The following is a 13,318-nucleotide window of genomic DNA, read 5'->3' on the forward strand; positions in this document are numbered from 1 at the left end:
CTCAGCCGGGCCGGCGCCCCCGGCCGGCGCGGAGCAGTCGACGAAGACGGTGCTGCGCGAGATAAAGTAGCAGACCTGCTATAACCATCACCGTGGCAGCGGAGTACACCCCCAGCCACTCGGCCAGACGCGCCCACTGGTTGCCCAGCCAGTAGCCCGCCAAGGCAAGCACGGCATTCCATAGCGCCGTACCGGCCGCGGTCAGCAACAGAAAACGCAGAAAGCCCATGGGCAGCAAACCGGCTGGGATGGAGACCAGGCTGCGAACGCTCGGCACCAGACGCCCCAGAAAGACCAGCCAGTCACCGTACTGCTGAAAGGCAGCCATCACCCGGTCCAGGTCCCGTCCCTTCAGCAACAGGTAGCGCCCCGGACCGCTGACCAGGCAACGGGTCTGCGCCTCCCCCACCTGCCGGGCCACCAGGTAGATCAGTGTCGACCCAAGGGTGGCCCCGATACTGCCGGCCAGCACCACACCGCTCAGCGTGAAGACCTCGGTGAAGGCCAGGAACCCGGCAAAGGGCATGATCACCTCGGGGGCGACCACCACCATCACCAGTGCCACGCCGCGGTAGCCCAGGGCCTCCACCACCGAGCGCCACCACCCCACGGTTAGCTCATCCGACATCCACACTCCGTCCTTTCCCGGCGTCACACCCGCTTAACACACCGGGGATGGCAGGGTTTTGCCCTTACTGTTAAGTTGAGAAGAATACAATCGTTGGCTGCGCGCTGTTTGTCCCGCCAAGGCTACCACTATCCGAGTCCGCGCCTCAGCCGCAGCCCCGAAGGACAATCGCAGGGGAACGCACAAACTGCATGGACCAGGAAATCGACCTCAAGCAACCCGACCTCTATTTCAACCGCCTGCTCAGCCTGCTCGAGTTCAACCGCCGGGTCTTGGCCCAGGCGCAGGACCCCGATACGCCGCTGCTGGAGCGACTGAAGTTTCTCTGCATCTGCACGGCCAACATGGACGAGTTTTTCGAAGTGCGGGTCTCGGGCGTGAAGCACAAGGCCGAGGCCGGGTCCGTGCAGGCGGAGTCCGACAACCGCAGTCCGCAAGAGATCCTCAAGGCCATCAGCGCCACCAGCCACGAGCTGGTGGACGAGCAGTACCGGGTACTCAACGAGGAGTTGATCCCGAGCCTGGCCGAGCAGGATATCCGCTTCATCCGGCGTGCCCACTGGACCGACGCCCAGACCGAATGGTTGCGTGAGTACTTCGAAGACGAGTTGCTGCCCGTGCTGAGCCCCCTGGGGCTAGACCCGGCACACCCCTTCCCCAAGGTGCTCAACAAGAGCCTGAATTTTATCATCAGCCTTGAGGGCAAAGACGCCTTCGGCCGAAACAGCGGTTTCGCCATCGTCCAGGCCCCCCGCGCCCTGCCCCGGGTCATCCAACTGCCCCGTGATGGCGAGGATAACGGCCCGTGGGATTTCGTGTTTCTCTCCTCGGTCATTCACGCCTTCGTGGACCAGCTCTTCCCAGGCATGAAGATCAAGGGCTGCTTCCAGTTCCGGGTCACGCGAAACAGCGACCTGTTCGTGGACGAGGAGGAGGTGGACGACCTGCTGCGGGCGCTGGAGGGCGAACTGCCTTCACGCCGGTACGGTGAGGGGATCCGTCTTGAGGTGGCTGCCAACTGCTCCGAGGAGCTGGCGAACTTCCTGCTGCGCAAGTTCGAGTTGGGGCCGGACGACCTCTACCAGGTGGATGGCCCGGTGAACCTGAACCGGTTGATGGCGGTTTACGACATGGTGGACCGGCCAGAGCTCAAGTTCCCCTCCTTCACCCCGGGGCTGCCCGCTGATTTCAGTCGTAGCGGCAATATCTTCAAGTACTTGCGCAAGCGTGAGCTGCTCCTCCACCACCCCTACCAGTCCTTCGCCCCGGTCATCGAGCTGGTGAACCAGGCCTCCACCGACCCGGACGTGCTGGCCATCAAGCAGACCCTGTACCGCACCGGCCCGGATTCGGCCATTGTCGATCACCTGGTCCGCGCCGCCCGCGAAGGCAAGGAGGTGACCGTCGTCATCGAGCTCCGGGCCCGCTTCGACGAGGAGGCCAATATCGCACTGGCCAACCGGCTGCAGGAGGCCGGCGTACACGTGGTCTACGGGGTGGTCGGGCACAAAACCCACGCCAAGATGCTGCTGGTGGTCCGGCGGGAGGGGCGCAAGCTGCGCCATTACGTGCACCTGGGCACCGGCAACTACCACTCGCGGACAGCGCGTCTCTACAGCGACTACGGGCTGTTCACCAGCGACAAGCAGATCGGCGAGGACGTCCACCGGCTGTTCCTGCAGCTGACCAGCCTCGGGCGCTTCTCGGAACTCAAACGGCTGCTGCAGTCCCCCTTCACCCTCCAGGAGACCATCGTCCAGCGGATCCACCGGGAGGCGGAACACGCCCGCGCCGGGCGCGAGGCGCGGATCATCGTCAAGGTGAACTCGCTGACCGAGACCGGGGTGATCCAGGCCCTTTACCAGGCCTCTCAGGCCGGCGTACAGATTGACCTGATCGTGCGCGGGATGTGCTGCCTGCGCCCGGGGGTGCACGGCGTCTCGGAGAACATCCGGGTGCGCTCGATCATCGGGCGGTTCCTGGAGCACACGCGGGTGTTCTACTTCCACAATGATGGCAAGTCGGACCTCTATGCCAGCAGCGCCGACTGGATGGAGCGCAACTTCTTCCGCCGGGTGGAAACCGCCTTCCCGCTGCTCGACGAGGAGGCAAGGCGTCGGGTGCTGCTGGACCTTGACTGCTACCTGCGGGATAACACCCAGGCCTGGGCGCTCCAACCCGACGGGCGCTACGTGCGGCTACAGCCCGGTGACGGTGAAGCGCCCTATTCCGCGCAGCGGGCGCTGTTGGAGTTGCTGTCTGACAGCGGCTGAACGGGGGACGCCAGCCAGCGCTTTCAGTCACCCGTGTGGAGCAGCACGCCGCCCCGTTTGAGCCAGTGCTGCTCCGCCTCGAGATCCGCACGCACCAGCGGATGCTGCTCCAGCCACTCCCCGGGCAGTGCCAACTTGAGATGCTGCCCCTCGGCCGTGAGGCGGAACTCCGGGAGCGGCGAGTCACTGCGGCTGCGGTGCAGCAGGACTGCCAGGCGCAGCAATGCGCCCAGGCGCATGAGCGGAATCCGGTGGGGACCTGGCAAGGCGTTGAACTCCCGGATCGGAAACTTGCGCCGGTGCGCGCGGACCAGGGTGGCGAGCAACTGCTGGTCCAGGCTGGAGAAACCGGCCATGTCCGCATGGCGGGTGATGTAGGCACCGTGCTTGTGGTACTGGCTGTGGGAGATATCCAGCCCCACCTCGTGCAGCTGTGCCGCCCAGCGAAGCTGTCGGGCCCAGGGAGGCGACTGCAGGGACCACGCCTCCGCCACCTGCTCCAGGCAGAAATGGGCAGTGGCGGCCACCCGTTCGGCCTGCAGTTCATCAACGTGATAGCGACGGGCCAGGCTGTCCACCGTGGCACTCCTGACATCCGCCTCGCCCATACGGCCCAGCAAGTCGTGCAGCAGCCCTTCACGCAGGGCGCCCTCGGCCACTTCCATCCGGTTGACCCCGAGCGACTCGAATACCGCACTGAGCACCACGAACCCACCGGGGAGGACGGGACGGCGATCCTCGCTCAACCCGGCCAGCTGCAAGCGGTCCACCCGACCCGCCTCCAACAGGGCATCTCCGAGCCGCTGCAGCCCTTCCCGGGTGATGCCGTAATCACACCACCCCTGAGCCTGAAGCACGCTGGCAATGGAACGCACGGTGCCGGATGCGCCCACTGCCTCGGCCCAGACCGGTGTCTGGTAGTGCGCGGCCACCGGCTCCAGCTCGACACCCGCCGCCACCAGCGCCTTTTCCATCTTCTTTCCGGTGATGGCCCCATTGGCGAAATAGCGCTCGGTGAAGCTCACACAGCCCATGTGCAGGCTGTCCATGGCCCGCGGGCGCATCCCGGTGCCGATGATCAGCTCCGTGCTGCCCCCTCCGATATCCACCACAAGGCGGGGACGGTCGTCGAAATCCAGACTGCGCGCCACCCCCAGGTAGACCAGGCGCGCCTCCTCGTACCCCGGGATGACCTCGATGCCGTGTCCCAGCGCCGCCTCCGCCTGGCGCAGGAACGCCTCGGTACGGCGCGCCCGCCGCAGGGTATTGGTCCCCACCGCACGCACGCCACCCGCGTCCACCGCCCGGAGCCGCTGGCCAAACCGGTCGAGGCATGCCAGTGCCCGTTGCCGAGCCGCGTCCGAAAGCTTCCGGCTGGCTTCCAGCCCCTCGGCCAGGCGCACCGGCTCCCGCAAGCGATCGAGGATACGCAGGTGGTGGCCCTCACGGCGGGCCACAATCATGTGAAAGCTGTTGGAGCCGAGGTCAACCGCGGCCAGAATCTCCGGTTTACCCATGCCTCAGCGCTCGCAACGCGCCAGGGTGCGCAACACTCGGGCCGGCAGGTACCACTGCAACACCGCCCCACCGGGCGCCGGTGGCCCGGCAAAGCCGAGTGCCAGCGCCCCGCCCTTCTTGAAGTGCATGAAGGCCCGCGGTTGCCCGGTGAGCGCAAGGGCCACCAGCCCGCTGAGGTCCGGCTCATGGCCGACGGCGATACTGCGGCTGGCGGGGCCGGAGGCCAGATCAGTCAGAAACCGGGTGGGGTCGGCGCCCGGCGACAGCCCCTCGTCCACCGCCCGGGCCCCCGGCCGGGGGCCATGCTCGGCGAGGATGTCCGCGGTCTGCCGCGCCCGCAGCAGCGGGCTGCTGAGCAGTTGATCGCACGCGTTAATAGACTGGCGAAGCCCCTGTGCGCCCGCTTGCATCCGCTCCCGACCCTTGGCCGTCAGCGCCCGCTGGGCATCAGGCAGGCTGCCGTCATCGGGCGGGTCCTCGGCGATGGCGTGACGCACCAGAATCAGTTCCCACATGAGTATCTGCCCCACAGCGGTTCAGGCGTGTTCCAGCGTGATCGGATCCACCACCAGGCGGTTACGGCCCTGTTTCTTGGCAACATAGAGGGCCTCGTCGGCGGCGGCCACCAACGCCTCCGTGTCCCGGAAGGGCTGGGTGCCCTCCTGCACCGCCAATCCGGCCGAGGCGGTGACGCGCAGCGCCGGTGCCTCCTTGACCTCCATGTCCGCGCAACGGAGCTGTTCGAGGACCCGGCGAACCGCGCCCTGCGCATCCTGCCAATGCACGCCGGGCAACAGCAACACGAACTCCTCTCCACCGTAACGGGCGATCAGGTCCTCACCCCGCAATGCATCGCGCAGCACCGCGCTGGCCTGGCGCAGGACCCGGTCGCCGGCCAAGTGGCCGTAGTCGTCGTTGACCTGCTTGAAATGATCAAGGTCGAGCAGGACGAGGGTCAACGGCCAGTGCCCGGCGGCCGCGACCCGAAACTCCTCTTCCAGTCGGTTGAAGAAGTGCTCGCGGTTGAACAGACCGGTCAGCGGATCGCGGCGCGTGCGCTCCTCCAGCTCGCGGACCTGCTGCTCCGAGGCGCGGACCTGCTCGTTGGCTTGCGCCACCTCGCTGACCATCCGCAGGTTATGCAGGATGAGTGCTTCCCGGGCCTGATCCAGCACCCCGGCCGTCGCTGCGGGGTGGTCCAACGCGATCTCGAACATCCCGGCCAGCTCCGGCTCGGCCTCGCCAACCGCATCCAGCAGCTCCTGTACCTGCTCGGGCGACCAGCCCAACGCCGCCCCCACCTGTTCCGCAGCGTAGGCCGCGGACCGGGCGGGGTCACCGTCCATCCAGACGTCCGCGATGATTCCAGAGAGCGCCACCGCGGCCTGCAGCCTTTGCTGGGGATCCTCGGGCGCCACACGGTCGCCAGGCTTCACGCGATGGCTGTCCCGTATCGCCTGTGCCAGGTATTCGGGCAAACGCCAGCGGGCCATCAACCAGGCACCGACATCAGCGTGGTCGGCGTCCAGCCACGCCCTTTCCGCCGCAACGAGGTGGTCGTGGGTCTCTGCCTTACCGGCCAGCGTCTGGTACTCGTCGCCCAACGCCACGTCCAGGGCCAGGATGCCGACGTCTTGAAGCAGCCCGGCCAGCATCAGGTCCTCGTCAAGCAAGCTACGGTGACGACGCCCAATCTCGCGGGCCGCGGCCGCGGCCAGCAGAGAACGCCGCCAGAACCGCTGGTAACCATAACCACCGGCAGCGGAGCTCTGGTGCAGGGCGGGGATCAGGGTGAAGCTCAGTGCCAGGGTGACCGCTGCGTTCATGCCCATGGTCACCAGGGCCTGGCGGATGTTGGTGATCTCGCGCCTGCGGGCATAGAAGGGGGAGTTGGCGACTTTGAGGAAGCGGACGCTCAGCGCCGGGTCTTTGCTGATGGCCTGGGCCAGTTCCGTGGTGCTGACCTCGGGCTGATGGCCCAACTCCACTACCCGCATTGCTGCGGCCGGCAGACTGGGCAGGCCGGGCGCGAGTTCCAGGCGTCTCGCCAGCCGTGCGTCAAGCATCCACTACCCTCCCCCTAGTGGACCGGTCCGGCACCTGCGGCGGGCACGCCCCACTTTAACGATGGGATCGGGGCACGCTCAGCGCACCTTCCGCGGGCCATCATCGGCACTGGGTGTGCCTTTGTTCTCCGGCTGCTCGTCTCCCGCCTCGGCCTGCTGTTGGTCACGCTTGTCACCAGGCAGGGGCTCCTCATCGAGCAGCGGCTGATAGGCCGGACTGTCCAAGTCGTCGTACTGGCCGGAATCCACGGCCCAGAAAAAGGCCCAGATGGCGATGATCATGAAGATGATCCCAACCGGGATCGAGAAAAAGATCACACTCATGCTTCGGACCCACCAGGCACAGGCTGAGACGAGATCTTCCCACGGTCGAGCGGAACGGGGCAACTGCTGAGATTCCGCTGGCCCCGGCTCAGGCGGCTGGCGTTAAGGATAACCAGAATGGAGCTCCCGGCCATGCCGAGGGCGGCCATCCACGGGGTCAGAATGCCGACAGCCGCCAGCGGGAGGGCTGAAAAGTTGTAGCACGCCGACAGGGTCAGGTTCTGGATCATGATCCGCCGGCTCTGTCGGGCCCAGTGGAAGCCGCGCTCCACCGGGGCAAGCCGATCGCCCAGCAGCACCATATCGGCCGTGGTCTGCGCCAGCGTCGTGCCGCTGTTCATGGCAATGGCCACATCGGCGCCCGCTAGCACCGGCGCATCATTCAACCCATCGCCAACCATGGCCACCTTGCTGCCATCCGCTTGCAGCTCGCGGATGCGCGCCAGTTTATCCTCCGGCCGCATCCGGGCCCGCCACTCGCTGATCCCGAGGCTCCGGGCGACTGCCTTCACCACGGCCGGGTGGTCGCCGCTGGCCAGTTCTACCTGCAACCCTCGCGCCTTCAGCGCTGCCACCAACTCCGCCGCATCCTCCCTCGGGCTGTCCACCAGGTGGAAGCGTGCCAACGGCTGACCTTCCCGCGCCAGCACGACCCAGCTCCCCTGACTGCTGCCCTCGCCTTCGCGCCCCGCCTCTGCGCAAGCAAACCGGGGCAGGCCAATCCGGTATTCCACGCCGTCCAGGCGACCACGCACCCCATCGCCGCGCACCGCTTCCACGTCCTCGAACGCAAGGCCCTGTCCAAGGCCATCAAACGCCCGAGCGATGGGGTGCTCGGAGTGGCGCTCCAGTGCACCGGCCAGTTCCAGCACCGTCGACTTGTGCACACCCGGCTCGTCGACAAGGACCTCGACCTGGTCCAGGCGGAGCGCCCCCTGCGTCAACGTGCCGGTCTTGTCGAAGACCACATGCGAGACCTTGGTCATGGTCTCCAGGGCATCCCGCTGCGTGATCAGCAGCCCGGCGCGCGCCAGGCGGTTCGTACCACCGGCGATGGCCATCGGGGTCGCCATGGCCAGGGCGCAGGGGCAGGTCGCGGCCAGGCAGGCCATGAGCACCGGGAAGGCTTGCACTGGGTCGTGTTGCCACCACCAGGCGAAGACGCCGGCGGCAGCGACCAGCACCACGGAAATGAACCGGGCGGCCACCCAATTCGCCACCCGGGCCAGCCGTGGCCGATCCGCCTGGGCCCGGGCCAACAGCCGCGAGATTGAGGAGAGGACCGTATCCTGACCGAGGGCATGGACGCGCAGGCGGAACACACCCGAGGTGTTGAGGCTGCCCCCGATAACCCGCTCACCCTGGGAGCGCAGCTGCGGCAACGACTCACCGGTCAGCAGGGATTCATCGAGATTGCCCTCCCCCCAGATCAGCTCGCCGTCCGCGGGCACCGTCTCACCGGGACGAACCAGGACGATATCTCCGGCCTCCAGCTGCGAGACGGGGACCAGTTCCTCGCCCTGCTCGGTGACCCGGGTGGCGTTACTGGGGATCAAGCGCGCCAGCGCATCAGTGGTCTCGTTGGCCTTGTGCCGCGCTGCCATCTCGGCGAAGCGGGCGATGCCGAGGAAGAAGATGAACATGACCACCGAGTCAAAGTAGACCTTTGGCCCGTCGGTCAGGGTCCACCAGACACTGGCACTGTAGGTCAGACCGATGGCCAGGCTGACCGGGACATCCATACCCACGGTACGCGCCCGGATATCGCGCCAGGCGCCGATGAAGAACGGGGCACCGGAGTACAGCAGCACCGGGGTGGCCACCAGCATGCTTATCAGTCGCAGAAATTGTTCATGCACTGAATCCATGCCGTAATGGGCGCCCATGTACAGGCCGATGCCCATCATCATGACCTGCATCATCCCCAGCCCGGAGACGATAAGCCGGCGGAGCGCCTTGCGCCGCTCCTGCTGAGCCATGGATTGCACCTTATCGGCGCGCAGGGGATGGGCCCGGTACCCCAATCGGGCCATTTCGCGCAGCAGGTAGGACAGCGGTGCCCGGGCCTGGTCCCAGCGGATGACCGCCCGCCCGGTGGCTGCATTGACACGCACATCCAGCACACCGTCCACTTGGCCGAGGAGGTGTTCGATCAGCCAGCCACAGGCCGCACAATAAAGGTTCTCGACGAGAAAGGAGCCCTCGCGTGGCCCGTCCCCGACCTGCACGAAATCGCTCTGGATCTCGTCCCGGTCGTAAGCCGACCACTGGTCAGGGCTGGCGGCGACCGCCTCGTCATCGGGCCGCCCACCCGCGCTGGTGCGGACCTGGTAGAACTTTTCGAGCCCGCTGCCCAGGATCATGTTGGCCACGGCGTGGCACCCGGTGCAGCAAACCGGCTGCTCCTCTCCCTGAACGGTGACCGTGCGATCCTCCCCCGGCGGGACCACTTCACCGCAGTGGAAGCACTTTTCCGTCACACTCAGTACTCCAGGTCAGCAGCGCGCTGCACGTTGGGAATCATATCCCGTCGCGGCTCCATCTCGGCGTGCATTTGCGTGGCATCGAGTTCGCCCGTGATCCGCCAGCCGGCATCTACCGGTTCCAGATGGAGGTAGCGCCGGTTGGGTACAGCGCGCACCTGGCCGCGGTAGACCCCGTCCGAGCCGAGCTCGAGTTCGGCCGTCACGTCGTCGGCGCCCGTGCGCGGCTCGAGGGTCAGGTTAAGGCGGTCGGGGCGCGCCTCACCGTTTTTCCCCTGAAGCACCAGTTGCAGCTCACCGCCTTCGCGGGGCACCTGAACCCGCGCACTCAGCCCCATTTCGTAAGCGACCAGCTCGCGCTCGAAGTTGCGGTAAGTGGCCCGGCCGGTGTCGTAGTGATCGTCGATCACCAGCGGGTCCTGGTTGGTGACGGCCGTGTACACCAGCCCGAGCCCCATAGGTACCACCAGGATCGGTGGCGCGAACACGAACCAGCACCAGAACTCCTTGTACCAGGGCTTGGACTGCGCCTCGTCCGGTTTGCGATTGGTCGTCATGCTGGCTGTTGCCTCCGGTTACTGCGCCGGGCCGTGGAAACGGCTCCTGGTGGTTGTGGTGACGCTTTCATCGTCGGTGCGCGTGATGGTGAAGTATACATCAGAGGTACGGCCCTCCAGATGCTCGATATTCACCGTCACGGAGGCGATAACATCCGCTACACCGCCAGGTTGCACCGTGACTGTCTCCGGACGGAGGGAGAGTTCCATGTTCTCCAGACCGGCCACCTCAACCTCGAACTGCCTGGGCTCGCTGTCCTTGTTGAGCACTTTCAGCGTGTACACGTTTTCTATGTCGCCGAAACCGGACTCGCGGAACATGGGGTTGCGCTCGGGCAGCACGTCCAGGCCCACCGGCGAGCGCAGCGCCAATGCCGTGGCGAAAGCGGCCAGCAACAGCAGCAGCAGCGTCCCGTAAATGAGAATGCGGGGCCGGAAGACGCGGCTTGGCTTGCCCTCCATGGCATTTTCGCTGGAGTAGCGGATCAGCCCCCGCGGGTAACCCATCCGGTCCATTACATCATCGCAGGCATCGATACATGCAGCGCACGCAATGCACTCGTACTGCAACCCGTTTCGGATATCGATCCCCGTGGGGCAGACCTGAACGCAGATCTTGCAGTCGATGCAGTCACCCAGCCCCTTGGCGCGGTGATCGATGTCGCGCTTGCGCGGCCCCCGGGGCTCCCCCCGGCTCTCGTCGTACGAGATGATCAGCGAATCGGGGTCAAACATGGCCCCCTGGAAACGGGCGTAGGGGCACATGTACTTGCAGACCTGCTCGCGCATGTAGCCGGCGTTGCCGTAAGTGGCGAACCCGTAGAACAGCGTCCAGAACGTCTCCCAGGGGCCGAGGCTGAAGCTGAACAGCCGTGCTGCAAGCTCGGGCGCAGGAGAGAAATAGGCCACGAACGTGAAGCCGGTAAACAACGCGAAGAGCACCCAGATAGCCTGCTTGGCCGATTTGCGGGCTATTTTTTCTCCAGTCCAGGGCGCCTTGTCCAGCTTCTTGCGCTTATTGGCCGGCCCCTCGGTCCACCGCTCCATCCAGACGAATACTTCCGTCCAGACGGTTTGCGGGCAGGCATAGCCACACCAAAGGCGCCCGGCCAGAGCGGTAAAGAAAAACAGGGAGATGGCGGCAATGATCAGCAGCGCGGACAGGAAATAGAAGTCCTGCGGCCAGAAGACCATTCCGAAGATGTAGAACTGCCGCGACGGCAGATCGAACAGAACGGCCTGCCGACCGTCCCACTGCACCCAGGGCATTACGTAGTAGAGCCCCAGAAGCAGGAATACTGCCAGTACCCGCAACCGTTGGAACCGCCCGCCAATCTCGCGAGGATGGATCTTCTCGCTCGACTGGTAGAGCGACTCGCCCGCGTCCGGCTGATTCGCCATGCCGTTACCCCTTTCTGCCACCTTTGTCCCGAGCCTTTTCGGGACGCTTCACCAAAACGGCCGTGAGAAAACTGGCGCCAGCACTCACCGCCCAAAACATCAAGAAACCAATGGAGTAACCGGCCTCCCGGCCAATCTCCCAATTCGGGAATGTCGCTGCGTGAAGATCGGCCGGATCAATGGCCAGGAAGAAAATCCAGGTCGCAAGCGCGGAGACAAGAAAGGAGGGCCACATCACCGGCCCCAGGACCCGGACGAGCCAGTTCGGCTCGTCCGTCCGGGCCTCTTCCGTCTCTAGCTCCGGGAAATCTTTCGGGTCGTTCATCGGACCCACCTCCCGAAGGGCAACGGTGCCCTATTCAGTTGTTGAGGCTGTAGACATAAGCGGCCAGCACATGGATACGGTCCTCGCCGAGGCGCTCCTTGAATGCCGGCATCTCGCCGCTGCGCCCCTGCAGAATCGTCTCCCGAATGCTCGCCTCATCGCCACCGTAGGTGTACTGCCCCAGGGTGAGGTTCGGCCAGCCCGCCGACTGGTTGCCCTTGCCTTCAGCGCCGTGACAGGCGATGCATCCCGCATCCTCGTACGCGGAGCGACCGGCGGTGATGGTGTCCTCGTCGATACCCTCGCGACCGCCCAGGTGCTGGACATAGGCCACGAGGTTATCCAGTCCGTCTCCCTCCAGGGCCTCCCGGCCTTCATGCCCAGGCATGTTCGCACTCCGGCCCTCAAGCAACGTGGTGACGATGTCCTCCGGCTCACCACCCCACTGCCACTTGGCGTTGGAGATATTGGGGAAGCCGCGGGCCCCGCCACCATCCACCCCGTGGCAAACGGCGCACTCGTAGCCGAACAGGCGGCGGCCGGTGGCCATCGCCTCGTCGTTCTGCGCCAGCTCGGGGATGGACAGTTCGGAGTACTCGGCGAAGATCGGCTCGAGCCGCTCCTCGATCCGCTCCACCTCGCGGTCATATTGCGCCGCCGAACTCCAGCCGAGCAGCCCGCTGTAGTTACCGAGCCCCGGGTAGAGGATGAGGTAGATCAGACCGAAGCCGATGGTCAGGTAGAACAGCCACAGCCACCAACGGGGCATGGGGCGGTTGTACTCGGACAGGGTGCCCTCATCCCAGCTGTGACCAGTGGTCTCGTGCTCGGCGGCCTCCCCCGGTTTTTTCTTCTCCGCGAACTTGATCAGCCACACCATCCCGAGAATGTTTGCCAGTACCAGGATGATGACCCACCAATGCCAGAAGCTACTCATGGCGATTATCCTCGTTACGCTTGTTCTTTTCGCGCTCGTCAGCCTGCTTCAGGTCGTCCTCGTCCAGGGCGAGGCGGGCCGCCTCGTCGAAATCGTCCTTCTTGCGCGGGTGGTAGGCCCACCAGACCACGCCCAGAAAGAGAATGACCAGTAAAGCAGTTGCGATGCCGTGTACAGTGCCCATCTAAAGCCTCAGCGTGTCCGCGAAATGGCGGTACCCAGCCCTTGCAGGTAGGCGATGATGGCGTCCATTTCCGTTTTGCCCTCCAGCTCCTCTGCAGCCGCATCGAGCATCTCGTCATCGTAGGGCACGCCCAGGAAGCGCTGCTGCATGCGCATGCGGTGAGCCACCTGCTCGCCGTCCAGCTCCCGCTCATTGAGCCATGGGTAGGCGGGCATGTTGGAGTTCGGCAGCACGTCACGCGGGTTGGTCAGGTGCACTTGATGCCATTCGTCCGTGTAACGACCACCCACCCGGTGCAGGTCAGGACCGGTCCGCTTGGACCCCCACTGGAAGGGGCGGTCGTAGACGAACTCGCTGGCCAGGGAGTAGTGGCCGTAGCGCTCGGTCTCGGCGCGGAATGGCCGGACCATCTGCGAGTGGCAGTTGTAGCAACCCTCGCGCACGTAAATGTCACGGCCGGCGAATTCCAGGGGCGGATACGGCTCCACCCCCTCATGCGCCTGCGTGGTCTCATTCAGGAAGAACAGCGGCACGATCTGCACCAGACCGGCCACGCTGATGACCAGAATGATCAGCACGGCAAGCAGGCCGACGTTCTTTTCAACTACCTCGTGATTCATCC

At 65.4% G+C, this 13,318-nt stretch carries 13 protein-coding genes; 1 reads left to right on the forward strand and 12 read right to left on the reverse strand.

Annotated features, from left to right (window positions below; all coding sequences use genetic code 11):
• Nucleotide 1: 1 nt before the first annotated feature.
• A complete protein-coding gene (locus tag DFR31_RS03160) occupies nt 2–628 on the reverse strand; it encodes a DedA family protein (protein WP_121441195.1) in 627 nt (208 codons plus the stop codon).
• Nucleotides 629–819: 191 nt separating this feature from the next.
• Here DFR31_RS03160 and ppk1 point away from each other — a divergent pair, with 191 nt between their 5' ends.
• On the forward strand, nt 820–2,901 hold the full coding sequence (ppk1, locus tag DFR31_RS03165; protein ID WP_121441196.1) for a polyphosphate kinase 1: 2,082 nt from the start codon (nt 820–822) through the stop codon (nt 2,899–2,901).
• 23 nt (nt 2,902–2,924) lie between these two features.
• On the opposite strand, the gene ppx is transcribed toward ppk1, so the two are convergent.
• From ppx to ccoO, 11 genes are all read right to left on the reverse strand, one after another.
• Entirely contained in the window at nt 2,925–4,418 is a 1,494-nt protein-coding gene (ppx, locus tag DFR31_RS03170; RefSeq protein ID WP_121441197.1) for an exopolyphosphatase, read from the reverse strand.
• A gap of 3 nt (nt 4,419–4,421) precedes the next feature.
• Nucleotides 4,422–4,934, reverse strand: a complete 513-nt coding sequence (locus tag DFR31_RS03175) for a SixA phosphatase family protein (protein WP_121441198.1) — start codon at nt 4,932–4,934, stop codon at nt 4,422–4,424.
• A 21-nt stretch (nt 4,935–4,955) separates the two neighbouring features.
• Nucleotides 4,956–6,485 (reverse strand): GGDEF domain-containing protein, encoded by a 1,530-nt coding sequence (locus tag DFR31_RS03180; RefSeq protein WP_121441199.1) that lies wholly within the window; start codon nt 6,483–6,485, stop codon nt 4,956–4,958.
• 78 nt (nt 6,486–6,563) lie between these two features.
• A complete protein-coding gene (gene ccoS / locus DFR31_RS03185; protein ID WP_121441200.1) occupies nt 6,564–6,809 on the reverse strand; it encodes a cbb3-type cytochrome oxidase assembly protein CcoS in 246 nt (81 codons plus the stop codon).
• Nucleotides 6,806–9,289, reverse strand: a complete 2,484-nt coding sequence (locus DFR31_RS03190; protein ID WP_121441201.1) for a heavy metal translocating P-type ATPase — start codon at nt 9,287–9,289, stop codon at nt 6,806–6,808. The genes ccoS and DFR31_RS03190 overlap by 4 nt, the downstream gene beginning before the upstream one ends.
• Before the next feature lie 2 nt (nt 9,290–9,291).
• Nucleotides 9,292–9,849, reverse strand: coding sequence for a FixH family protein (locus DFR31_RS03195; RefSeq protein WP_121441202.1), 558 nt, complete (start codon nt 9,847–9,849; stop codon nt 9,292–9,294).
• An 18-nt stretch (nt 9,850–9,867) separates the two neighbouring features.
• Nucleotides 9,868–11,250 carry a cytochrome c oxidase accessory protein CcoG gene (ccoG, locus tag DFR31_RS03200; RefSeq protein ID WP_121441203.1) on the reverse strand — a complete coding sequence of 461 codons (1,383 nt, stop codon included), beginning with the start codon at nt 11,248–11,250 and terminating at the stop codon, nt 9,868–9,870.
• 4 nt (nt 11,251–11,254) lie between these two features.
• On the reverse strand, nt 11,255–11,575 hold the full coding sequence (locus DFR31_RS03205) for a hypothetical protein (protein WP_245971074.1): 321 nt from the start codon (nt 11,573–11,575) through the stop codon (nt 11,255–11,257).
• Nucleotides 11,576–11,609: 34 nt separating this feature from the next.
• The gene (ccoP, locus tag DFR31_RS03210) at nt 11,610–12,512 is read right to left on the reverse strand and encodes a cytochrome-c oxidase, cbb3-type subunit III (RefSeq protein ID WP_121441204.1); all 903 of its coding nucleotides are present in this window, start codon (nt 12,510–12,512) and stop codon (nt 11,610–11,612) included.
• Nucleotides 12,505–12,696 carry a cbb3-type cytochrome oxidase subunit 3 gene (locus tag DFR31_RS03215; RefSeq protein ID WP_121441205.1) on the reverse strand — a complete coding sequence of 64 codons (192 nt, stop codon included), beginning with the start codon at nt 12,694–12,696 and terminating at the stop codon, nt 12,505–12,507. Before DFR31_RS03215 ends, ccoP begins: the two co-directional genes overlap by 8 nt.
• Nucleotides 12,697–12,704: 8 nt before the next feature.
• Nucleotides 12,705–13,316, reverse strand: coding sequence for a cytochrome-c oxidase, cbb3-type subunit II (gene ccoO / locus DFR31_RS03220; RefSeq protein WP_121441206.1), 612 nt, complete (start codon nt 13,314–13,316; stop codon nt 12,705–12,707).
• Nucleotides 13,317–13,318: the final 2 nt, after the last annotated feature.

Origin of the sequence: Alkalispirillum mobile, from assembly GCF_003664325.1 — a bacterium.
In the GTDB taxonomy this organism is placed as follows: domain Bacteria; phylum Pseudomonadota; class Gammaproteobacteria; order Nitrococcales; family Halorhodospiraceae; genus Alkalilimnicola; species Alkalilimnicola mobilis.

Coding starts and splice junctions, on each gene's coding strand:
- DFR31_RS03160 (WP_121441195.1), bottom strand. CDS start 628: ATGTCGGATGAGCTAACCGTGGGGTGGTGGCGCTCGGTGGTGGAGGCC.
- ppk1 (WP_121441196.1), top strand. CDS start 820: ATGGACCAGGAAATCGACCTCAAGCAACCCGACCTCTATTTCAACCGC.
- ppx (WP_121441197.1), bottom strand. CDS start 4,418: ATGGGTAAACCGGAGATTCTGGCCGCGGTTGACCTCGGCTCCAACAGC.
- DFR31_RS03175 (WP_121441198.1), bottom strand. CDS start 4,934: ATGTGGGAACTGATTCTGGTGCGTCACGCCATCGCCGAGGACCCGCCC.
- DFR31_RS03180 (WP_121441199.1), bottom strand. CDS start 6,485: ATGCTTGACGCACGGCTGGCGAGACGCCTGGAACTCGCGCCCGGCCTG.
- ccoS (WP_121441200.1), bottom strand. CDS start 6,809: ATGAGTGTGATCTTTTTCTCGATCCCGGTTGGGATCATCTTCATGATC.
- DFR31_RS03195 (WP_121441202.1), bottom strand. CDS start 9,849: ATGACGACCAATCGCAAACCGGACGAGGCGCAGTCCAAGCCCTGGTAC.
- ccoG (WP_121441203.1), bottom strand. CDS start 11,250: ATGGCGAATCAGCCGGACGCGGGCGAGTCGCTCTACCAGTCGAGCGAG.
- DFR31_RS03205 (WP_245971074.1), bottom strand. CDS start 11,575: ATGAACGACCCGAAAGATTTCCCGGAGCTAGAGACGGAAGAGGCCCGG.
- ccoP (WP_121441204.1), bottom strand. CDS start 12,512: ATGAGTAGCTTCTGGCATTGGTGGGTCATCATCCTGGTACTGGCAAAC.
- DFR31_RS03215 (WP_121441205.1), bottom strand. CDS start 12,696: ATGGGCACTGTACACGGCATCGCAACTGCTTTACTGGTCATTCTCTTT.
- ccoO (WP_121441206.1), bottom strand. CDS start 13,316: ATGAATCACGAGGTAGTTGAAAAGAACGTCGGCCTGCTTGCCGTGCTG.